Genomic DNA, 20,301 nt, shown 5'->3' with positions numbered 1-20,301 from the left:
CTTAGTCGCGAATATCCCAGGCTTCAATGGCCTTGAGATATTCGCCCATATCATGATCTTTGATTCCGTCAATGCCAGCTTCACGCAGATCGCTGAGAGCGCCATCGACATAATCAAGAAAACGAAACCAGAAACCTGATTCGCGATAAATTTCTTTTTCTTCAGAAATATAAAGATAACTGCCAATATGGCTGTAGCCCATCACCCGGGCAGGCACCCGTGTCACGATATCGTTATTGTTATGGAACCTGAAAAAACGCGACTTGCACTCCATATTAAATATCTGAGCAGTCTCTCGCGTCATCGCCCGCGGCTGACCAAAGGTATAAACACTGGTGAAGGGTTTGTCCATCTGCACAAAGTGCGCGGCTGCAATCGTCGCCATGGCTCCCCCGAGGCTATGCCCCGTCAGAAAAACAGGGCGCTTTTTCTCACTCTGTAATTCGAGACAACGTACAAACATTGGCGCCCAGACATCTTCACAACACAGCCAGAAACCGCGATGAAATTCGCCAAAAAGCTGCGGTGTAGAAAACGCATTAAGATTATCAAGCCAGTCAGCCAACTCGTTAGTGCCGCGAAACGCCATACACAGATAATCGTCGTGTTCAACGAGAGCCGCTTGCGCCGAGTTTTTATCAACTCCCATAACAGAGCGAAAGCCATCATCATCTTGCTTGAGCCCAGCCAGAATCGTGGCTTCATTAGGCAGTTGATCACAGTCAGAAGTGCACTCGTACACGGCCTCAGCAATACGCGCCATCCAGTAAGCATTATGTTTATCGAGTTTAGTGTTATACGGTGAGATCGTTCGCATGAGACTGTCCTTAGCTACTCTTTTATGAATCAAAGAGCAGATATATGACAGCGGCGAATAACAGGTCTATGACACTCTGCTCTGGCGCCGGCACTCAATCGGTAAGACACGACAATTGACCTGCATTGACCACCAATAATGCGACATACTATTTTTGGTGGCGCGCCAAGACTGACACCAGAGAAGAGAAAAGAGAGAAATGGAGAAGAGAGAAATGGAAAATTAATGAATGGCGAGCAGCTCCCAGAGGCTGCTGCGACCTCCGAGCGTCAGCGCTACTTCATCGCCAATCTGTAAGCCACACAGGCGTCGGGTTACAGGAGCTTCCTGATTGACCACCAGTATTTTCTCACCTTCAAATTCCAGCTCACGACCACCGACAGGGGCAATAAATATGCTTCTTTCCTCGTCATTTTCAGAAAGAAGCACCACACAGGCGCCCATCCGCACCGAGTCATCCTCACTGAAATCCGGAGCGACCCAGCGGCTCAGGTTTATTCTGGCCTGTTGCAGTTGGAGAATTCTCTCAGACTGCCCATGGGCGAGATAAGCCGCCTCCAGCGCCAGAGTGTCGTACTGGTTCTCTGGCTTATTTTCGCCATGGGACGCCGTTGCATGGGCCTCACCCGCCGCCGCCAATGCGGCATTGATCTCTTCGTCGAGTGATCTTAGTAACGCGTCTTTAAGTAATTGTTTATTCAACTATTTATCCCACCAGCACTGTGTCATCATCGACGTAAATTCCCGGATTCGGAACCGCCTTATGACCCTGCAGAAGTATAACTCACTGCGCGACCAACTGAGCGATAATCAATACCTGTCGGTAGAAATGCGCGATGCTCTGCCGGTGATCCTGGTTCGACATACCGACTTCAGTGCAGACCTCGCGATACAAGGCGCACAATTGCTGCGCTTTGCCATCCAGAACAAAGAATGGCTATGGTTAAGCGAGACTGCAGAATATAAAACCGGCACCTCTCTACGCGGTGGAATCCCCATATGCTGGCCCTGGTTCGGTAATGCTGCTAAAAATCCCTCGTCCGTGACAACACATATCACCGGTGACAATGCACCAGCACACGGCTTCGCCCGCTCTCAGGACTGGAGCTTAACGTCAGTCACTGAATCTGACTCAGACGTTGTACTCGGCCTGTCTCTTGAGAATCCCGCACATCCAGCCTGGAACGGCGATGCCTCACTTAAACTTGAAGTTTCCATGTCGGCTTCCGCGTTAACTCTAGCGCTCACCACAATCGCCGGGCAGAAAGAGGTCGCGATATCTCAGGCCTTACATACCTATTTCCCTACGACCGATATTAACCAGACCAGCATCGCCGGGCTTGAAGATGAGTCATATATCGATGCCCTTGATGGCTGGGCAACCAAAACACAGACCGGGCCGGTTGCGTTCGTCGACGAAACCGACCGGATTTACACGGTCAGCCGGGATCTTACTCTGCAATCTCCCGGCTCAACCATGATCTTAAGCGGAAATAACCGCACGGCGATTGTCTGGAACCCGTGGATTGATAAAGGAGCACGCCTGAGTCAGTTTGAGGATGACGCCTGGAAAAACATGTTCTGCATTGAGTCCGCGGATGTTATGGACGCTGCTGTAACGCTTCAGCCCGGCGAAAGCCATACCCTACGTATGACCCTGGTTAACCGATCGATTTAGCCCGACGGTTTGATTTGGCATAGGCGGCAGTGAGGTATTGCGCCGTCACCTGATCCAGTGTGTGAATGTGCTGAGTAAACCATTCAGGTAATATGTCCTGCAGGTATCTGAGCAATGGCTCAATGTCCTGAGTCGCGACATATCCCTTGAGAAGCTCAGTCATCTCCAGCAACACACGATCATGCTGTTTCTTGTGTAATTCGAAACCTGGAAAGTGCGTCCTCTGCATCTCACGCTCTTCGTGTGCGAAATGCTCCTGGCAATGCTGTACAAGCCGTTTAAAGTGCTGAACCGAGAAGGTCCCCATCGTCAGCGCCTGCTCTGCATCATTCATGAGACCTACAAAGGTCTCATGTTCACGATTCATAAACTGAACCGGCAACTGCGGGTAATCCCAGAACATCATGGACATGAGCCCCTCCCGAATTAATACTCTTATCAGCAGGCTCTATTGTGTCCTAAGTGGAGGGCATTGGCTTGATGTGAATCAAGCAGCGTGACAAATCCGGACAATTCGCCACAAGCAGACTACAAGCAATCAACAGATGGGAGGAGCAAATTAACAGTACTGCGCTACATCAACGATTGTACGCCGTAACCAGCGATGTGCCTGATGATGCTGTAGTAAGGGGGACCATGCCATCTTGAGCTCGAACGGAGGGATCTTGAATGGAGGCTCTTTCACCTGCAGAGAGGCTGATTCGGCCTGCATATCGGCTACCTTTCGAGGCAAAGTAGCAACCAGATCATTATTGAGCGCAAGTAGCGCTGGCATCTGATAGTGACGGGTAAATACAGATATTTTTCGCTTATGCCCCAGCTTTGATAATGCATTGTCCACCCAGCCCAGACGCACGACCTTTTCCGGATCGATACCGACCCCTGCGCCCATACCGGTTTTGCTTACCCAGATATGCTTACTGGACAGGTACGCGTCCAGATCAAACCGGTCGACATTGGGATGGTCTGGATTCACCAGACAAACGAAGTCATCCTGCCAGAGAGCCATCTGGTGAAAGGATTGAGGCATCTCATCAAAGCGGTTAATCGCCATATCGACCTTTCCTGCTTCAACATCTTTGAACGTCACATCGGAAGGCGTCAATACATCGAGAATCACATCGGGGGCATCACTGCGCAGACGCTTCACCAGTTCTGGCACTAACGTGGATTCAGCGTAGTCACTCACCATAATCCGGAAAACGCGATGGCTGACCCTGGCGTCAAACTCTTCCTGTGGCTGGAGTGCCATCTGTAACTCACCCAAAGCCTTGCGAATCACCGGCTGTAGCTCCTGAGCACGCTCTGTTGCTGTCATGCCATCAGACGTTCGCACCAGCAGCGGATCACCAAACAGATCTCTGAGTCGGCGCAAACCATTACTCATGGCAGGCTGAGTAATACCCAGCTGTTGAGCAGCTTTAGTGACACTGCCCTCACGAAGGAGTACATCTAGATAAACGAGCAGGTTAAGGTCAATACGATCAAGGTTCATGGCGGAACAGCACAAGAGGACATTAACGCGAAGCCTACACTATTCACCTGATAAATGAAAAACAGACAACTATTGATCCGGATAATAGTCTGAAAATATCTCGTCCTGTATCGCACGGATATCGATTTTAGCAAGCCCCTGGTTCAGAATTTCAGCCAGATGGGCATTGTCTTTGTTAAAGCATACGTACAGAGATTTTATCTCCAGCAACGTCTGATCAAACAACAACTGCCCCCGTACCGCGTTGAGCTCGGGATTAGTTGCTAACAGATAAGCAAACACATGCTGATCAATCACAGACAGGTCAACCCGGCCGTAAACCAGTTTCATCAGATTGGTAACATCAGTCATAGCTTCACTGACATTAAGCGTCTGTTCAGCAACCCGCTCATCAAATTCTAACGTGTTAGCATACCCCTGAACCGTGCCGATGGTGTATGGCGTCAGATCCTCGAGCTTGTTCCAGTCAATCACCCTATTAACACGCTCTGCAAAACCAAGAGGACCGTAGCCAACCGGATCTGAGAATACGACGCCGTCATTAACATCTTCGCGATAGTACTCGGGAAAGAAGCCATCGAGGCCGTAACTCCCATCGCTACCCATTTTTACCGCTCTCTCCCATGGGTAAAACATAATCTGGAGTTCATACCCCATGGCTTTAAACGAGCGGCGCACTACTTCGGTCGTCGCCCCCTGATGCTTCAATGTCTGGCTGGTATACGGCGCCCACTCAAGAGTTGCCAGGCGTACGACCTTATCTTCTGCGACCGCAAAAGATGGAATTCCCAGCAATAACACCAGAGAAACTACAATCCGACTTAACATGGTATTGTCCTGAATGAATAACTAATGATTAAGAATATGCTAAACACACAAGAACGCCTCTATTTTATCTGTAAAGACCGTCAGACAGGACAAAAAAACGGAGCCCTGAGGCTCCGCTTTGTGTCACATACGGCGGTGTTACAGCGGTCAGTCGAGATGCTCAACACGGATGCGAGTGATCTTACCGTGTGTACTGTCTAGGCTCTCAACAGCCTCGATCGCAGCATTCATACGCGCTTCTTCCACTTTGTGGGTCAGGATAATGATCTGAGCCAGATCATTCTCCATGCGCGGCTCTTTCTGAATCAGAGCCTCTATATTGATGTCGTGCTCGCTGAGCGTCGTCGCGATGCTCGCCAGTACACCGGTGCGATCCTGAACCTGAATACGCAGATAGTATGCAGTTTCTACCTGTTCAATCGGCAGTACACGCAGGTTATCGATGCTTTCACTATCGAACGCCAGGTGATTAACACTTGCCGACGCAGGTGCTTCCAGCGTTCGTGCCAGATCAATGATGTCAGCAACTACCGCCGATGCAGTCGGCCCAGCTCCTGCGCCAGCACCTACGTACAGGGTATCGCCTACGGCATCACCATTCACGGTCACAGCGTTAAGTACGCCGTCGACTTTGGCAATCGGACGGTGCTCAGGGATCAGAGTCGGATGCACACGCAGGTCAATGCCCTTCTCGGTGCGGCTGCTGATCCCGAGGTGCTTGATGCGATAACCCAGCTCTTCTGCGTATTCAACGTCCTCTGGAGCCACTTTGCTGATACCTTCGGTATAGCAATGCTCAAACTGAAGCGGGATACCATAAGCGATCGACGCAAGAATGGTTAGCTTGTGTGCAGCATCAATACCTTCAACGTCAAACGTCGGATCAGCTTCGGCATACCCCAGCGCCTGGGCCTCTGCCAGTACGTCGGCAAAATCACGGCCTTTGTCACGCATTTCGGTCAGGATGAAGTTACCGGTACCGTTAATGATACCTGCAAGCCAGTTAATATGGTTTGCCGCCAGACCTTCACGAATGGCTTTAATGATCGGAATGCCACCGGCGACAGCGGCTTCGTACATCACAGACACGCCTTTCGCTTCCGCAGCAGCAAAGATTTCAGAGCCGTAAACGGCGATCAGAGCCTTGTTCGCAGTGACGACATGCTTGCCGTTTTCGATGGCGCCCATCACTACGTCTTTTGCTACGGTGTAGCCACCAATCAGTTCAACCACGATATCGATATCAGGATTGCTGATGACGTCGGCAACATCTTCTGTCGTCTTAACCGAGCCGATTTCCACCGCCGGGTTTGGATGACGCATGGCAACCTGCTCGATAATAATGTCCCGACCGGCACGGCGTGCAATATCTTTCGCATTATTAGTCAGTACGTTAAATGTACCACCGCCAACTGTACCTAAACCGCAGATACCTACTTTTACCGGTTTCAAGATCAAATCTCCTGTCAGGTCGATCAGACATGGCTTGTTACCATGCCCATAAGGGTTTGGGGCGTAAATGTATCATATTAGAGGCTGGACGAAATCCCTGAGGTTATAAATTACTGCATTAGAATAGGAAGCCTCATAAGCCTGTGATAACGTTTCTGATCTAAAAATAATTCGTAAGGATCAAGCATGCCTGACTTTCTCGTTCTGACCGTCATTGCTGACGATAAACCAGGGATTGTAGAGAAGTTGTCTTCTGTGATTGCCGATCATCAGGGCAACTGGCTCGAAAGCCGTATGGCTCAGATGGCAGGCAAATTCGCAGGAATCCTGCGCATCAGTATCGATAGTGAACACAAGAGTAAGTTAGTTGCCGCTCTGTCCAGCCTCGACAGCTCCGGGCTTCTGGTCCGGGTTGAAAATCCGGCCACTCCCCTCGCGTCTAAGGCGACTCACATTGTCAGCCTTAGTGTGGTAGGGAATGACCGCCCGGGCATTGTCAGGGAGGTATCTCAAGCCCTGGCGCAGATAGGCGTAAACGTACTCGAGCTGAGCACCAGTTGCGAACCTGCAGAGATGTCTGCGGTTCCTCTGTTCAGGAGTGAAATTCGCGCCAGTGTACCGGATACCCTGGATCATGATGACGTCAGTGACGCCCTGGAAGCACTCTCAGACGACCTGATGGTTGAGCTTCAGAACGACTAATCTTCGGAATAATCCGGTGCCTGTCAGCGAAAGCGCTGAACCAGATCGCGCAGACCGGTGGAGAGACGCCCAATGTCCTGCATCGTCGACGCGGCCTCGTTAGACTGGCTAAGTGAGCCCTTAGCCAGCTCTGATACATTTCCGACCTGCTCCGTCATTTCGTTAGTCAGCACCGCCTGACGTTTCGCCGACTCAGCCATTGAGTCGGATACTGTAGCGATATCATCAACCGCCGACGAAATACTCTTAAGCATGATTTCCATTTCGTTGACCTTACTCAGACCACCTGCTGCAGACTCCGAACCTCCTGCAGCCATGTCAACTGCCGCAGAAACACTGACCGACAAATCGTTTATCACGCGGTGAATATCGCTCGTTGTATCCTGAGTTTTCTGCGCGAGAGTCCGGACTTCATCAGCGACAACAGCAAATCCGCGACCTTGCTCTCCGGCGCGTGCCGACTCAATTGCCGCATTCAGTGCAAGCAGGTTAGTTTGCTCAGCAATATCTTCAATGACGCCGGCTGCGGCGGAAATCCGTGACGTCTCAGACTCAATGGTCCGGACCGTCTCCGTAACTTTCTCAGTGATCTCATTCAGGGCTTCAATAGCTTTGTGGGTACTTGATGCCAGGTCTGTCCCTGACTTAACCAGAGTCTGTACCTGCACCGAGTTCACCGCCGTCTCATGGATGTTTTTGGTCGTTGTTTCGATCGCATTACTGACTTCGCGCATCGCCTCAGTAATACGCTGGCTTTCACCCTGCTGCTTTTCTATCTGGCCGTGCGCACTCATAGACTTACTCAATCCCTCAGCAGTTTTTACCGACATGGCCTGAGCAGCATCTTCGATACGGGTGAGAATCGTATCCAGGCGTGCATTCTGACTGGTGAGTGCCATCGCCACCTGCCCAGCAGCATCATCGCGATTATGATAGACCCGCGCAGCAAGTGGATCGTTAAAGAAACCAGAAGACTGAACCGACAGATCTCTCAAGCGGCGCTTCAGGCGTGCGATAGAAAAGAGCAACACGCCAATCGCTCCAAACGACGCCCCCTCAATGGCTCCATTAACACCATTGATCTGAAAGCCCGCAAAAATCATAAGAAGGAGAACAACAGGCAATGTAATCTGCTGTCGGATCTTCTTCAGGCGCTGCTTTCTGAGCCACGACCCATCATTCAGACCACGGTAAGCGGCTTCAGCTCTGGCAATCTGATCCCGGGAAGGTGCAGTACGCACTGACTCATAACCGACCGCAACCCCACCTTCTATGACTGGAGTGACATAGGCGCTGACCCAGTAATAATCACCGTTTTTGCAACGGTTCTTCACCAGCCCCATCCAGGGTGAACCTGCTTTCAGCTCCTTCCACATCGATTCATAGGCTTCGACGGGCATATCCGGATGACGAACAATATTATGAGGCTGGCCAATGAGCTCCTCACGCGAATACCCGCTAACTTCAACAAAGGCGTCATTACAGTGAACGATCTTGCCCTTCAGATCGGTGGAGGAGATCAACTTCTGATCTTCAGAGAAAGTACGTTCCTTGTCAGTTACGGGTAAGTTCTTACGCATAATGTTTGTCCGGGTGGCCTGTATGAAAAATAGTAGCAGTGTTTCTGATTTGTGAAAGTCAGGCTCGGGAATTGGCATAATCCCATCTGTCCGAATGAGCCAGCCTGTGGAATACTCGCGCCCCATCCGTGTTTTTGAGAAGTGATATTCGTGTCGCACACCTCCGCCAGCCCCGTTGTTTTCAAAGCCGACATGATGTTGTTACTCGTGACCGTTCTTGCAGCGATCAGCTGGATGTTTTCAAAAGAAGCACTCGACGGATTCCCTCCTCTGTTGTTTATCGGCACTCGCTTCCTGTTCGCGGGCTTGCTTTTGGCCATCCCCGGATATTCAGGGCTTAAGAAGTTAACCAAACATCAATGGAAAGCCTCATCGGGCGTAGGAATACTGTTCGGCATCGCTATGAGTACCTGGATCATGGGGCTCTTCTATGCCACACATCTCGGAGAAGGATCTTTTATTACTAGCCTCGCGGTTGTTCTGGTTCCGCTCATTAGTTGGCTGTTCTTCGGTGATGCGATGTCGCGTGCCAGCTGGATTGCTCTGCCTCTGGCATTTGCAGGCATGGGGCTACTCTCATTGCAGCATGGTTTCAGACCTGAACTGAGCCAACTGCTGTTCTTCACCGCTGCACTTTTGCTATCAATGACCTTTATCCTTAACGGAAGGGCTGCGGCGCACGTGCCCGCGCTGGCACTCAGTGCTATTCAGCTATCGATTGTGGGGATCGTTGCTATCGCCCTGTCAGCGGGTGTGGAAGAATGGCCGGATACCTGGACCGCAGACATGTGGTGGTGGCTCCTTCTGAGTGTCACTGTTGGTACGGCTGCGCGCTTTTTTCTGCAGACCTATGCACAGGGTATGACAACGCCCTCGCACGCCGCGGTAATCATGATCGTAGAACCGGTCTGGACAGCGACCTTCGCTGCGCTCTGGTTCGGAGAAACCATGTCTCTCAGCCAACTCTTCGGCTGCTCGCTGATTTTTCTGTCACTCGTGGTAAACCGCTGGAGCGCTGTACGCATGTGGCTAGCCCGGAAAAGCTAGCCCGATAAGCTGATCTTGAGGCCCCCAGTAGTTCTAAGCGGGGCTCGGTGCGAGCAGCGGCCCCTGCTGTGTATCTGAAGAACGCCGATCACCGGCAACAAACAAGACGGCGATGACCCCGAAAATCGGCAAGTGACCCATCACTTCTTCAAGCCCCGAAATAATACCCGTTGAAACAAAGAAGAAACTGACAACAAGAAGTACATAGCGTGTCGCGAGGCCTAACATCAGCATAATTCCAAAGGCTGCTTCAAAAACACCTGCCGCCAGAGCGAAGTGCAGGTGCGTGAATTCTGTCCAACCCAAGTATTGCGGGAAATTATAGTAAGGGTGCTCGCTGAGAAAGAAATACGTTGCTGCGGGCTCGTACAACTTGTTGTGAATCGCCAGAACCACCAGCTGGAGTCCGAGGCCTATCCTTAGCACTGAAGGTGCCAGGTGAGCGACACGTTCGATTCCGAATCGCGCAAAAGCACTCCGGTCGAGCGTATTGATCCGTGTTGAGACAAGGATATACGCTAATCCCAGAGCGACGATTTCAAAGAAGTAATCGATACCACTCTCAAACGAAAAAACAATGACCCCACAGAGCGCTACAACCAATAGCAGCACCCCCGTCACCAACAGTGATACAACCGATAGAATAAGTACCATTGCCTGCAGTACCACACCGATCATCATGGCATCCGGCATAACGAAAAAGTGAGGACCGAGAAACTCACCTTCCAAAAGATTATGAACGAACACCAGATTGACCAGCAGAAAAAGCAGGTACCACTCCATATGATGCTTACTTTTCAAGGGCGAAAATACAAAGCGGCTAAGTGCATCCGACTGAGCTGCGATTCTCGCGACAACGAAGACCGAGGCCATAAACACTAACGCACCACTCACAAGAAGTACGGCAAGCCAGTCTGTTGGTAAGCTCATCACGGGTAGGTCCGTTCCCACCGGTACAAACCAACGTACATGGGCCAGAGCCGGCAAAGGCATTAGACACAGCAAAACTGCAAAATAGCGTATTTTCATTAGAGATATCTCAAGGTAATTTCAGAAATCAGTACGAGCGCGATGCTTTAGTAACTCGTCAGGCATCCGGTCTATTCATATTCGATCATTGCGACCTGACGCTTGTTCGGTGGTCTGAGCCATTCAGGGGCGATATCAACACCACTTTCCAGAGTCATCAGAAAGGCTTCAAGTTGCTGCAATTCGTGTGGAAACATACCCAGCGGTACGATGTCCAGATGGTCATTGGCACGTTGCAGTGGATGGTTGTAGTACTTCAGAACATCGGACAGGCTAGGGAAGATCCCTGAATGCATGTAGGGAGCGGTAGAACTGAGATTACGCAGCGTGGGGACTTTAAAAGCGGCGTATAGCTCCGGGTCGTCCTTCTTGATGTAGAGAAGCTCACCACAGCTTTCTTTTTCGGCGGCGCTATAATTGCCAAGGCAATTGAACGGATTTCGCAAAGCCTGCTCTGCACCCAGCAGCCTGCCACTGTCTGTTCCAGAAAAATCGGGTACGTTAATCGACTTGAACTCGTTGTTAGTAAAAAGCGGACCATTGTGGCAGGAAATGCACTGCCCTTTGTCCTCGCTGATAAACAGCTTCAGCCCTGCAATTTCAGTTTTAGTCAGTAGCTCAACAGGCTCACCAGATGGCTCAGTGGACGACAGACTGGCCACATAACGATCAAACTTTGCTGGCGCTGGCTTGAGCATAGCAACGTACGCACCGATGGCTTTACCGACATTAGTAAACGCACGATCAACTTCAGCACTGTCATCAGATGCCGGCAGTTCTCCAAATAACGCTTCGTATTCAGGTCGGTATTTCGTGCTAACCAACGATACGATGTCCGACCTCGACAGCCCATGATCCAACGGACTCTCCAGAGCTTCGAGGGCTTGTGCCCATAGGCTATCACTGCGACCATCCCAGAACTGCCAGGGCGATGAGGCCGCTCCTATTAACGTGGGGGTATTACGCGGCGCAGCCTGAACGTGAGTCGCCGGATGAGCTAATCCATCGGTGAAGGCTTTATCGGGCTGATGACAGCTGGCACAGGAAGTTGCACCAGTTCGACTGAGGTCAGTATCAAAAAATAGCTGATGCCCAAGGGAAGCGGCTGCCGCAGAGCCTTCGTACTCGTTGGTGCGCCCTTCATAAGAAGGTAATTCTCCGTCTCGCTGAAGCGACAACGAACGAAGTAACGCGATTTCCTCTGGGCTCCAGGTTGCTACCTCAGACTCTCCTGAGATTGGCGCAGGGGCAATTACTTTCAAGCCTGCCAAAAGTACCAGCAAAAGAAAGATAATACTGGCGAGTAACCAGTGAATAGAATTTGATTGATCGCTCTGCATGAAATATCCCTTTCTATGCTCAGCTCAAAGCTCGATAAGTCCTTCTGACTTAAAATCTGCTGACTGAAAATCCGGTGGCTGCCCATATTTCAGATCAGCGTCCAGGCCCAAGGTTATATCAACGCCTTCCGTTGACATCTCCAAAGTTAAACGCCACACGCCGGGCATGGAAAAGCGAATACCCTTGATCTGTGCAGTTGCGCCCGACACGCTCGTCTGCGGTGTCGTTGGTAAGCCATGCCTGTGTGCTGGCATGCCACCGTCAAACGTCAGCGCCTTTATCGCGACAGGTGAACCGTCCAGGCGCATCAACCTGACGTTCCAGTGCTGAAGCCTGTTAATCGCCATAAAGTGCTCGTCAGCTCCGATCTCGACCTGAAGATCTAGCTCACTGGAGTAAAAGCGCTCAGAGCCTGAAGATACGTCGCTTAAGCTCTCCCCGGCTATAAGGCCAGACAAAGTCACGAGCCACAGCACAAAAATCAGTACCACTTTCATTATGCCACTATCCTTGTCAGGCAGATTACGGAAACTGAGTTGGTTAACCGGCCGCAGACTACCAAAATAATGACCTGGAGGAAGCGGCTGTAACGGCTATGGCGCAATATAACTATTCGAAAGGAGGCAATCTGAGCCTAAGACTCAGGTAATGGATGAATTGGCGGGATCAGATAAGAATTCAGTAACAATTTACCATGCGCGACACCACGCAGGCTGATCATCTGATCGCCTATCATACGAAGTCGGTCAGCCGGGCCCTGTACCAGTAGCACCGCCAGTGTGTGGGTATCAGTTAGGTTCACACTCAGATTGCTGATCACCTCGTCAATGTACTTGTACTGCAGGTCATAAAGCTTTTTATGTAACCCCGGTATCGAATGGTTATAAACCAGATTTAACGTCCCTGTCATGACCTCATCACCGGACTGCGAGCGATGCTCGTTAATGTCGCGATTAATCATGTCGCAGATGGCCTGCGAGCGGCTGTCAAAACCGCGTCGTGCAACCATTTCATCCAGCCCACTGAGAAGAGACTCGGGCAAAGAGATACTGATGCGACTGAGAGGTTCCTTTTTATTCAATGCTAGTTACTCCGTTAATCTCAGAATAAATGACTGTAGCGTTCGATTTCCCATTCGCTCACTGAACGATGATACTCATTCCATTCTTCGCGTTTGTAGCGGATAAACTCCGCACGTAATTCTTTACCCAGCACTTCTTCAACGAACGGATCACTCTCAAACGCTGTGATCGCTTCATCTAATGTGCGTGGTAAAAATCCGATACCGCGCGCTTCACGCTCTTCTTCGGTCAGCTCGTAGAGGTTAGTTTCCTGTGGCTTGCCAGGATCGAGCTTCTCGCGAATGCCTTCAAGGCCTGCAGCCAATACCAGAGCGCACGCAAGATATGGGTTTGTCGCTCCATCGGCATTACGAGATTCACAGCGGCCGCCGCCCATAGGCACACGTACCGAGTTAGTACGGTTATTTGAACCGTAAGAATTAAATACCGGCGCCCAGGTGAAGTACGGCATATCTCCCTGACGCACGAGGCGCTTATAGGAATTCACCGTCGGTGCAAACACAGCACACAATGCTGGGCCATGCTTCAGAACACCAGCAATAAACTGATAACCGAGTTCGGTTAAGCCAAGACCATGAGGATCGTCAGAGGGTTTGCACTGAAACAGATTCTCTTTCGTATCGAGGTCGTAAAGCGACATATTAAAGTGCGCGCCGTTGCCGGTTTTGTTCGAAAATGGCTTCGGCATAAAGGTCGCCAGCAGACCTTCCTGCTTCGCATATTCTTTCGCCATCATTTTCAGGAAGGTAAAACGATCGCACGATGTAACAGCATCTGCGTAATTAAAATCGAACTCAAACTGACCGTTGGCGTCTTCGTGGTCAAAAGAGTAAAGCCCCCATCCGAGGTCATTAATCGAAGTTGCCATCCGGTCGAGCCAGCTGAAATTACTCAGGAATGACTGGGTGTCATAACAGGGCTTCTTCAGTTTATCGTTGGGGTCTTGCGGAACCAGGCTACCGTCTTCATTTTTCTTGAGCAGAAAAACTTCAGCCTCAATACCAAGGTTCATACCAAAACCCATGTCCTTTGCCTGCTCAAGCACCGATTTCAGCAAAACACGGGTGTTGAGCATGTAGGGCTCGCCATAGAGGGTATTATCCGCTGGCATCCAGGCAACCTCTGGCTGCCATGGTAATTGAATAATGTGATCAAGATCAGGCACAGAGGCAATTTCATCGTCATTGGGTGCCTGCCCTAACCCATCCAGAGCATAGCCTGTATAGAGTTCAGAACCGTGGGCCATATGATGAAGATGGGAAATAGGAACGACTTTTCCTTTCGGAATACCGTGAATATCTACATAGGTTCCCATGCAGTATTTCACGCCTTTCTTCTGCAGTTCTTCCTGAATGCGGTTAATTTCACTGTCAGATTTTACGTCGATCATTGGTTTGTCCTTTGCAGGATTAAATCTTAAGTACAGACTCGTAGTATCTGTGATTAAGGGGGGCCTCTTCCTTAACGGCCTGTTGCAGTAGTGAAGAAAAATCTTCACACATCCATTGGTACAATTCAGCGCCCTTTTCTGTGCTGGCGATTGATGGCGTGCCGGTAACGCCATTTTTACTGGTTCGGTTAACCGGGTGACTGAACAGACAGCTCCCGGTTCTGTCTTCATCATCGGCTTCCGCTAATTTATTCTCGCGTACGATTTCAGGGTATAGGTGCATCATCAATGACGTCTCTGCATCGTTGGCGTGCCAATCTTCGGCATCGGCAAAATGCGCGTCTTTAACCCGTGCAGAAATCTGTGCAGTATTCACCAAAGCCACCATAAAACCGTCATGACGTGCGCGCAGAATTTCCAGCGCACAGCGCAGCGGGGCTTCGTTAGTCACATGACCGTTGACCAGCACCAGGCGTCTGACACCCGAGCTTTTTACCCAGTCGCCCAGATCTGAAATAACATCAATTAAGGTCTTCGGATTTAACGCCAGAGTGCCTGGCCAGCGCCGGGAATGTCCAACCGAGCACCCGTATGGCAAAGTCGGTAACAGAATGACATCCGATTCTTTAGCAACGTCACTGCAAAGCCGATGCGCAATCGCGGTATCCATACCACAGCCCATATGTGGGCCATGCTGCTCGGTCGCTCCGATGGGCAGAATGGCAGTGTTTGTTCCACCCTCCACAGCGGAGGCGACTTCTTCCCAGGTCATATGGCTGAGTTGGTACATCAGAAGACGCTCCCGACGTCGTCGTTGACATGCACCATGCGCACAAGATTGAGATGATCATCGTCTTCTTCCTGCTCTGATGGCGGATGAATCAACTCTTCAATATGCTGCTTAGTGGCGAGGAATTCCGGATTCATAAACTGATCAGGGGAACGTGGTTGAGGCACTGGTACCTCAACAATTTCCTGCACTTCACCGGGATTCGCCTTTAACACAAGAATTCGGTCGGCCAGATACACAGCCTCATCGAGATCGTGAGTAATAAAGAACACGGTAATGTCGATGTTCTTCCAGATTTCTAGCAGGTACGCCTGCATTTTCGCACGCGTCTGAGCATCCAGTGCACCAAACGGCTCGTCCATCAACAGTACTTTCGGCCGGTTCGCTAAAGCACGCGCAATCGCAACACGCTGCTTCATCCCACCGGACAATTGATGCGGATAACTGTTTTCAAATTTGGTTAAACCGATAAGGTTGATCCACTCACGAGCTTCTGACTCTGCGGTTCCTTTGTCGTAGCCGCTTTCAATAAGCCCGAACATAATGTTCTTTTTTACCGTCAACCAGGGGAACAGGGTATATCCCTGAAATACCATGCCGCGTTCCGGGCCGGGTTCTGTCACGGCTTCTCCGTTAAGAAGCACCTGTCCGGAACTCGCCTGTTCAAGCCCCGCCAGAATCCGTATCAGGGTCGATTTACCGCAGCCCGAAGGGCCAATCACACAAACGAACTCGCGCTTGTGGATCTTCAGGTTAATGTCTTTTAAGGCAATTACTTCACCGAACTGCTTATTCAGGCCTTTAACCTCCATGGTTACTGGGCGCTGCTTAAGCCGATCGAAGCGGTCTTTTACTTCCGGTGCCTGATCGAGATAACTGGGTAATTCTTTCTCTGTCATGGGTTATCTCCGCTTATTTGGTTTCTTTCTGCCATGGAAAGAGGCGGCGCCCTAACCATGCCAATAACAGATCAATGGTAAGACCGAGAATCCCGATCATGATGATGGCAGCAAACACGTTGTCGAAATTTTTGTAACGCGCCTGCTGCGTAATAAACCAGGTAATACCTGAACTGGTACCGATGAGCTCCGCAACGATCAGGTAAGTCCAGGCCCAGCCCAGAAGGATGCGAACATCGCGATACAGATCAGGCAGAATGCCCGGTACCACAACACGGAACAGCATGGACTTGTTCTTGGCACCCAGTGTCTGAGCAGCCTCTAACAGACTCGGATCAAGCTTACGCGTGGTATTGGCAACGACTAAGACTTGCTGAAAAAAAGTGCCGATAAAGATAATGGCGATCTTAGGTGCCTGATAAATACCCAATACGGCTACGGCCAGAGCACCAAACGCTGGCGCAGGCAGATACCGGAAAAATTCAATAAAAGGTTCAAATAAACGAGAGAAGAAGTCATAAGTGCCCGCCAGGATTCCCAGAGGTATACCAATGATGGAAGAAAGCACGAAACCCCAGAAAATAACCTGAATACTGCTCCACAAGCTTTCATGCAGCCAGTTCTCACTTCGACGTTTAGGCTCAGTAGTAAATGAAGTGACAAACGCTGCGGCAACTTCATGAGGTGCAGGAAGATACACAGGGTTTGCAGGCTTGCCTTCTGGGAGTGCCGTGCCATTTTCGCTCGCTTTATCGTACTCACGGTCGAACACTTCCCGGTCAACCAGCAAGCCTTCGCTGAAGTAACTGACAGAACCCGATTGTGTGATTTCAACCTGAGGGTGCCATAAAAACGGAACATAGCTCACTAAAGCCCAGATCAGTATCGGTAATGCGAAGCTGGCCAGAGTGACGGCTCTTCGTGGGCCTCTGTCGAGTTTTCTGTTAACGGCAATAAGCTGCATTTCAATCCCCATGGTTATGTCCGATTAGCAGGAAAGAGCCAAAGTACCCCCAGCCCTGCAGGACATGTTGAATATCGGTAGAGAAAAACCGGCGCTAATCCAATAGCGCCGGTTATGCTGAGCCCCGAGGGTTACAGAGCTTCCATCAGTGAAGGATCGATGTATTCATCGACTGGCTGTTTTTCGCCATAGACATCGTTCGCCAGATTAAAGGCATCTGCGATTTCACCGGAGCCGTATAAAGATTTGAAGCCTGCTGATTTCTTCATAAAAGGAAGCGCTTCTTCTAACGTCAGGATCTTGGTGCCATCGATAAAGCCCTTGTACTCAGAAGGTGGGATACCCACACGAGCAGCCATAATGCTGATGGCCTCATCACGGGTTTCTGGATCTTTCAGGTAATCAACCGCCATGTACCAGACTTTCAGAACCTTTAGCCAGTCTGCACGGTTAGCAGCAAGGCTCTGTGGCGATACTGCAAGAACGTCGTAGATCAGACCCGGTTCATCCGCACTTGAATAAATACGCTTTGAGCCAGGCACCAGATTCAGCGCCTGACCAGAGCTAGGCTGCCAGGCAACAATGGCATCCACCTGACCAGAAGCCAGTACCTGCGGAGTCTCGTTAGTAGGCACATTTACCAGCTCAACGTCAGCTTCGGTCATACCGGCTTTTTCCAAAGCATTGAGCAGCAGCAGGTGTCCGACAAAACCGACTTCAACACCAATTTTCTTGCCTTTCAGCTCCTCAACCGTGCTGATACCCGCAGCAGCAACGACCATATCGTTACCATTGCTGTAGTCGTTGATCAGAATGGCCACGTTTTTCGCGCCGGTTGAACCAGTCACCAGGGCATCACCGTTGGTCATTGATACCGCATCGAGCTGCCCGGCAGCAAAGGCATCCATACTGGCCACGTAATCGAACCACTCGAACTGAACGTCTACGCCCTCTTCTTCGAACATGCCTTTCTCAAGCGCGATTTCCCAGGCTACCCAGCCCGGCCAGTCGCTGTAACCAATCTTGAGAGGCTCAGCCACTGCACTGGCAACGCTCATCAACCCTGCGCACACAACAGACACCGCACCTGCAATAAACTTCTTTCTGATCGCCATAGGTATTCCCCAAAGGTTGTTAGTATTACTGAAATTGCGTTTCGTAATATCGAACCTTGCATTGGCTGTGCCACGGTTAGACATTTTTTGTCATTTACCACCTGAGAGGAGTAACCAACCTTTCTCTGAACTTGCTGAAACGCACGGAATTCGGGCCCTGGTATTTTTTGTCCGCTTTGCATACTACGCCTGAAATCTGAACAAGCAGGCGGTAGAAGAGTGATCAACTCGTACCAGAGTGTGCACCGAGAGAAAGCACGAGGTTCCGCAACGGGCACACCAAGAGTGCAAGTTCCAGATAACTCGCCGAGGCAACCGCACTTGCAATCCCGCTCTCAGCGGGTTATCACTATATATACGCATTTGGCACAGCAATCGCTTAGCAGAATGTACTTACGCTTTTAGAGGCAGCGCACGTAAACATGTGCCGTTGCCACAATAAGGGCACTAGGGTTCCGGCAGGTCTCTCCCAATCAAGTTAGGGGATAGAACCAGCGACTGGACCGAGAGTGACCGACCTCCAGCGGCGTACTGGCAGGTTACACGGCGGGATAAAAGCCCGGGAGATCAGACAACGCACTGCCCACATTGTAATAAGCAGCGTTTATGAATCCGTGAACTTGCAGGAGCCCGCACCGTGACAAAACCCCATTTCTTTTTATTAATGATTTCCGCGCCCAAGATGTCTGCGCATACAGGAGGCCTTTATGTCTGATTTTCAGTCTGGCGATACTATTTATGAAGATACTCTCGGTGGTGGCTGTCATTGGTCCATGAGAGTTAAAAAAGGCACGCTGCTGACGCTCACCGATGTTAAAGGCGACGCAAATCTGGGCATGCTGTTTTACAACCCGGAAAACCTTCTGGAAAAATACAACGCGCCTGACACATTGAAAGGTCAGCACACCTTTAAGCTGACCCGTGGTCATTGTCTGTATTCAGACATGGGGCGTATTTTTGCGTCCATCGTTGAAGACGACTGCGGCTGGCACGATACCGTGTGCGGCAACCTGAACAAAGACATGCTGCAAAAGAAATGGTCGCTGAAAACCTATCAGGAGGCCTTAAACGGTTGGACACAGAATGGCTACGACGCCTTTCTGGTCGAATTGGCCAAGTACGGCCTGACCCGCAAAGACATGGCCGCCAACCTGAATTTATTCAGCAAAATCAGTACCGACAACGAAGGCAATCTGCAGTACAGCGAAGGCTCGAAAGCAGGCGATAAAATCGTGCTGCGCTTCGAGATGGACACCTTGGTCATCATGCACACCTGCCCTCATCCACTGAGTAATGCTGAAGAATATCCTGTACGCCCGGTACATTACGCACTGGCTCAGGCCAAGCCGGTGACTGACGATGATGAGTGTATGAACTCCCGCCCTGAAAACCAGCGCGGTTTTAAAAACAACGCGATTTACCAGTTTATGGGCCAATAAGGAGGACGCATCATGATTAAAGAAAGCCAATTTAACGAAGCCGATGCGGTATTCCGTGAAACCGTTCCCGCGGGAGACTATTTCCTGCATCGCATTGAAAAAGGCCAGACCTTCCGCATTCTCGATCTCGAAGGTAATCAGGCCGCAGACACCCTGTTCTATAACGCCGATGACGTTTCAGAACGCTACAGCGCTATGGATACCATTAGAGGCCAAGGTAACGTTTATCTCACTGCGGGCACTGTTCTGCGCTCCAACGAAGACCGACCCATGCTAACGATTACTGCAGACACCTGTGGTCGTCACGACACACTGGGTGGCGCCTGTGCGACTGAATCGAACACCGTGCGTTACTCGCTTGAGAAAAAGTGCATGCATGCCTGCCGTGACAGCTGGATGCTGGCCATTAACGAAAATGAAGAATATGGCCTGAGCAAGTCTGACATCACCCACAACATCAATTTCTTTATGAACGTGCCTGTTACTCCGGAAGGCGGCCTGACCTTTGAAGACGGTATTTCGGGTGCGGGAAAATACGTCGAGATGAAAGCCGAAATGAATATTCTGGTTTTGATCTCGAACTGCCCGCAGCTGAATAACCCGTGCAACGGCTATAACCCGACACCAGTCGATGTGCTGATCTGGGAGTAACT

Annotated in this window: 21 protein-coding genes and 1 riboswitch; of the genes, 5 read left to right on the top strand and 16 right to left on the bottom strand. The window is 50.5% G+C overall.

What is annotated here, in order from left to right; translation table 11 throughout:
* Position 1: 1 nt before the first annotated feature.
* Positions 2-817 (bottom strand): lipase family protein, encoded by an 816-nt coding sequence (locus BW941_RS10370; RefSeq protein ID WP_076515846.1) that lies wholly within the window; start codon positions 815-817, stop codon positions 2-4.
* Between the two features lie 222 nt (positions 818-1,039).
* Entirely contained in the window at positions 1,040-1,519 is a 480-nt protein-coding gene (locus BW941_RS10365; RefSeq protein ID WP_076515844.1) for a GreA/GreB family elongation factor, read from the bottom strand.
* A 61-nt stretch (positions 1,520-1,580) separates the two neighbouring features.
* On the opposite strand from BW941_RS10365, the gene BW941_RS10360 reads away from it, so the two are divergent.
* Positions 1,581-2,495, top strand: a complete 915-nt coding sequence (locus BW941_RS10360) for a D-hexose-6-phosphate mutarotase (RefSeq protein WP_084188846.1) — start codon at positions 1,581-1,583, stop codon at positions 2,493-2,495.
* On the opposite strand, the gene BW941_RS10355 is transcribed toward BW941_RS10360, so the two are convergent.
* The 4 genes from BW941_RS10355 to BW941_RS10340 all read right to left on the bottom strand — a co-directional run bounded on the left by BW941_RS10355 (position 2,479) and on the right by BW941_RS10340 (position 6,270).
* Positions 2,479-2,907, bottom strand: a complete 429-nt coding sequence (locus BW941_RS10355; protein WP_084188844.1) for a bacteriohemerythrin — start codon at positions 2,905-2,907, stop codon at positions 2,479-2,481. The genes BW941_RS10360 and BW941_RS10355 overlap by 17 nt on opposite strands.
* 147 nt (positions 2,908-3,054) lie before the next feature.
* Positions 3,055-3,990 carry a LysR family transcriptional regulator gene (locus BW941_RS10350; protein ID WP_076515840.1) on the bottom strand — a complete coding sequence of 312 codons (936 nt, stop codon included), beginning with the start codon at positions 3,988-3,990 and terminating at the stop codon, positions 3,055-3,057.
* 69 nt (positions 3,991-4,059) lie between these two features.
* A complete protein-coding gene (locus BW941_RS10345; RefSeq protein ID WP_076515837.1) occupies positions 4,060-4,818 on the bottom strand; it encodes a substrate-binding periplasmic protein in 759 nt (252 codons plus the stop codon).
* Between the two features lie 147 nt (positions 4,819-4,965).
* Entirely contained in the window at positions 4,966-6,270 is a 1,305-nt protein-coding gene (locus BW941_RS10340; protein ID WP_076515835.1) for a homoserine dehydrogenase, read from the bottom strand.
* Between the two features lie 186 nt (positions 6,271-6,456).
* Between BW941_RS10340 and BW941_RS10335 the strand changes: the two genes are divergently transcribed.
* On the top strand, positions 6,457-6,972 hold the full coding sequence (locus BW941_RS10335; RefSeq protein ID WP_076515833.1) for a glycine cleavage system transcriptional repressor: 516 nt from the start codon (positions 6,457-6,459) through the stop codon (positions 6,970-6,972).
* Positions 6,973-6,995: 23 nt separating this feature from the next.
* Here the strand turns inward: BW941_RS10335 and BW941_RS10330 are convergent, their stop codons facing one another.
* On the bottom strand, positions 6,996-8,552 hold the full coding sequence (locus tag BW941_RS10330; RefSeq protein WP_076516216.1) for a methyl-accepting chemotaxis protein: 1,557 nt from the start codon (positions 8,550-8,552) through the stop codon (positions 6,996-6,998).
* A gap of 150 nt (positions 8,553-8,702) precedes the next feature.
* Here BW941_RS10330 and BW941_RS10325 point away from each other — a divergent pair, with 150 nt between their 5' ends.
* The gene (locus tag BW941_RS10325; protein ID WP_084188840.1) at positions 8,703-9,599 is read left to right on the top strand and encodes a DMT family transporter; all 897 of its coding nucleotides are present in this window, start codon (positions 8,703-8,705) and stop codon (positions 9,597-9,599) included.
* A 33-nt stretch (positions 9,600-9,632) separates the two neighbouring features.
* Here BW941_RS10325 and BW941_RS10320 read toward each other — a convergent pair whose 3' ends face one another.
* The 9 genes from BW941_RS10320 to BW941_RS10280 form a co-directional block, all read right to left on the bottom strand.
* Positions 9,633-10,529, bottom strand: coding sequence for a hypothetical protein (locus tag BW941_RS10320; RefSeq protein ID WP_076515831.1), 897 nt, complete (start codon positions 10,527-10,529; stop codon positions 9,633-9,635).
* A 170-nt stretch (positions 10,530-10,699) separates the two neighbouring features.
* Positions 10,700-11,968: a cytochrome-c peroxidase gene (locus BW941_RS10315; protein ID WP_084188838.1), complete on the bottom strand. Its 1,269-nt coding sequence runs from the start codon at positions 11,966-11,968 to the stop codon at positions 10,700-10,702.
* Between the two features lie 24 nt (positions 11,969-11,992).
* Positions 11,993-12,466, bottom strand: coding sequence for a hypothetical protein (locus BW941_RS10310; RefSeq protein WP_076515828.1), 474 nt, complete (start codon positions 12,464-12,466; stop codon positions 11,993-11,995).
* 137 nt (positions 12,467-12,603) lie between these two features.
* The gene (gene nikR / locus BW941_RS10305) at positions 12,604-13,050 is read right to left on the bottom strand and encodes a nickel-responsive transcriptional regulator NikR (protein ID WP_068441379.1); all 447 of its coding nucleotides are present in this window, start codon (positions 13,048-13,050) and stop codon (positions 12,604-12,606) included.
* Between the two features lie 20 nt (positions 13,051-13,070).
* Positions 13,071-14,441, bottom strand: a complete 1,371-nt coding sequence (gene glnT / locus BW941_RS10300; protein WP_076515826.1) for a type III glutamate--ammonia ligase — start codon at positions 14,439-14,441, stop codon at positions 13,071-13,073.
* Positions 14,442-14,460: 19 nt separating this feature from the next.
* Positions 14,461-15,231, bottom strand: a complete 771-nt coding sequence (locus BW941_RS10295; protein ID WP_076515824.1) for a creatininase family protein — start codon at positions 15,229-15,231, stop codon at positions 14,461-14,463.
* A complete protein-coding gene (locus BW941_RS10290) occupies positions 15,231-16,130 on the bottom strand; it encodes an ABC transporter ATP-binding protein (RefSeq protein ID WP_076515822.1) in 900 nt (299 codons plus the stop codon). Before BW941_RS10290 ends, BW941_RS10295 begins: the two co-directional genes overlap by 1 nt.
* A 13-nt stretch (positions 16,131-16,143) precedes the next feature.
* Entirely contained in the window at positions 16,144-17,106 is a 963-nt protein-coding gene (locus BW941_RS10285; RefSeq protein ID WP_068441389.1) for an ABC transporter permease, read from the bottom strand.
* A gap of 119 nt (positions 17,107-17,225) precedes the next feature.
* The gene (locus BW941_RS10280; RefSeq protein WP_245820088.1) at positions 17,226-18,293 is read right to left on the bottom strand and encodes an ABC transporter substrate-binding protein; all 1,068 of its coding nucleotides are present in this window, start codon (positions 18,291-18,293) and stop codon (positions 17,226-17,228) included.
* A gap of 352 nt (positions 18,294-18,645) precedes the next feature.
* Positions 18,646-18,777: riboswitch (guanidine-I (ykkC/yxkD leader) on the top strand.
* 139 nt (positions 18,778-18,916) lie between these two features.
* Here BW941_RS10280 and BW941_RS10275 point away from each other — a divergent pair.
* Entirely contained in the window at positions 18,917-19,648 is a 732-nt protein-coding gene (locus tag BW941_RS10275) for an urea amidolyase associated protein UAAP1 (RefSeq protein WP_076515820.1), read from the top strand.
* A 12-nt stretch (positions 19,649-19,660) separates the two neighbouring features.
* Positions 19,661-20,299, top strand: coding sequence for an urea amidolyase associated protein UAAP2 (locus BW941_RS10270; protein ID WP_068441396.1), 639 nt, complete (start codon positions 19,661-19,663; stop codon positions 20,297-20,299).
* The last annotated feature ends 2 nt before the right edge of the window (positions 20,300-20,301 follow it).

Source organism: Thalassolituus maritimus (assembly GCF_900156675.1).
Classification (GTDB): Bacteria; Pseudomonadota; Gammaproteobacteria; order Pseudomonadales; family Oceanobacteraceae; genus Thalassolituus; species Thalassolituus maritimus.
This window is presented reverse-complemented; position numbering and strand designations above follow the sequence as displayed.

Bases quoted from the DNA above. Each gene is read 5' to 3' on its own strand.
- BW941_RS10290 (WP_076515822.1), bottom strand. From the start codon at position 16,130: ATGACAGAGAAAGAATTACCCAGTTATCTCGATCAGGCACCGGAAGTA.
- BW941_RS10280 (WP_245820088.1), bottom strand. From the start codon at position 18,293: ATGTCTAACCGTGGCACAGCCAATGCAAGGTTCGATATTACGAAACGC.
- BW941_RS10360 (WP_084188846.1), top strand. From the start codon at position 1,581: ATGACCCTGCAGAAGTATAACTCACTGCGCGACCAACTGAGCGATAAT.
- BW941_RS10275 (WP_076515820.1), top strand. From the start codon at position 18,917: ATGTCTGATTTTCAGTCTGGCGATACTATTTATGAAGATACTCTCGGT.
- BW941_RS10295 (WP_076515824.1), bottom strand. From the start codon at position 15,231: ATGTACCAACTCAGCCATATGACCTGGGAAGAAGTCGCCTCCGCTGTG.
- BW941_RS10345 (WP_076515837.1), bottom strand. From the start codon at position 4,818: ATGTTAAGTCGGATTGTAGTTTCTCTGGTGTTATTGCTGGGAATTCCA.
- BW941_RS10315 (WP_084188838.1), bottom strand. From the start codon at position 11,968: ATGCAGAGCGATCAATCAAATTCTATTCACTGGTTACTCGCCAGTATT.
- BW941_RS10310 (WP_076515828.1), bottom strand. From the start codon at position 12,466: ATGAAAGTGGTACTGATTTTTGTGCTGTGGCTCGTGACTTTGTCTGGC.
- BW941_RS10370 (WP_076515846.1), bottom strand. From the start codon at position 817: ATGCGAACGATCTCACCGTATAACACTAAACTCGATAAACATAATGCT.
- BW941_RS10350 (WP_076515840.1), bottom strand. From the start codon at position 3,990: ATGAACCTTGATCGTATTGACCTTAACCTGCTCGTTTATCTAGATGTA.
- glnT (WP_076515826.1), bottom strand. From the start codon at position 14,441: ATGATCGACGTAAAATCTGACAGTGAAATTAACCGCATTCAGGAAGAA.
- BW941_RS10285 (WP_068441389.1), bottom strand. From the start codon at position 17,106: ATGGGGATTGAAATGCAGCTTATTGCCGTTAACAGAAAACTCGACAGA.
- BW941_RS10335 (WP_076515833.1), top strand. From the start codon at position 6,457: ATGCCTGACTTTCTCGTTCTGACCGTCATTGCTGACGATAAACCAGGG.
- BW941_RS10270 (WP_068441396.1), top strand. From the start codon at position 19,661: ATGATTAAAGAAAGCCAATTTAACGAAGCCGATGCGGTATTCCGTGAA.
- BW941_RS10355 (WP_084188844.1), bottom strand. From the start codon at position 2,907: ATGTCCATGATGTTCTGGGATTACCCGCAGTTGCCGGTTCAGTTTATG.
- BW941_RS10320 (WP_076515831.1), bottom strand. From the start codon at position 10,529: ATGAGCTTACCAACAGACTGGCTTGCCGTACTTCTTGTGAGTGGTGCG.
- BW941_RS10330 (WP_076516216.1), bottom strand. From the start codon at position 8,552: ATGCGTAAGAACTTACCCGTAACTGACAAGGAACGTACTTTCTCTGAA.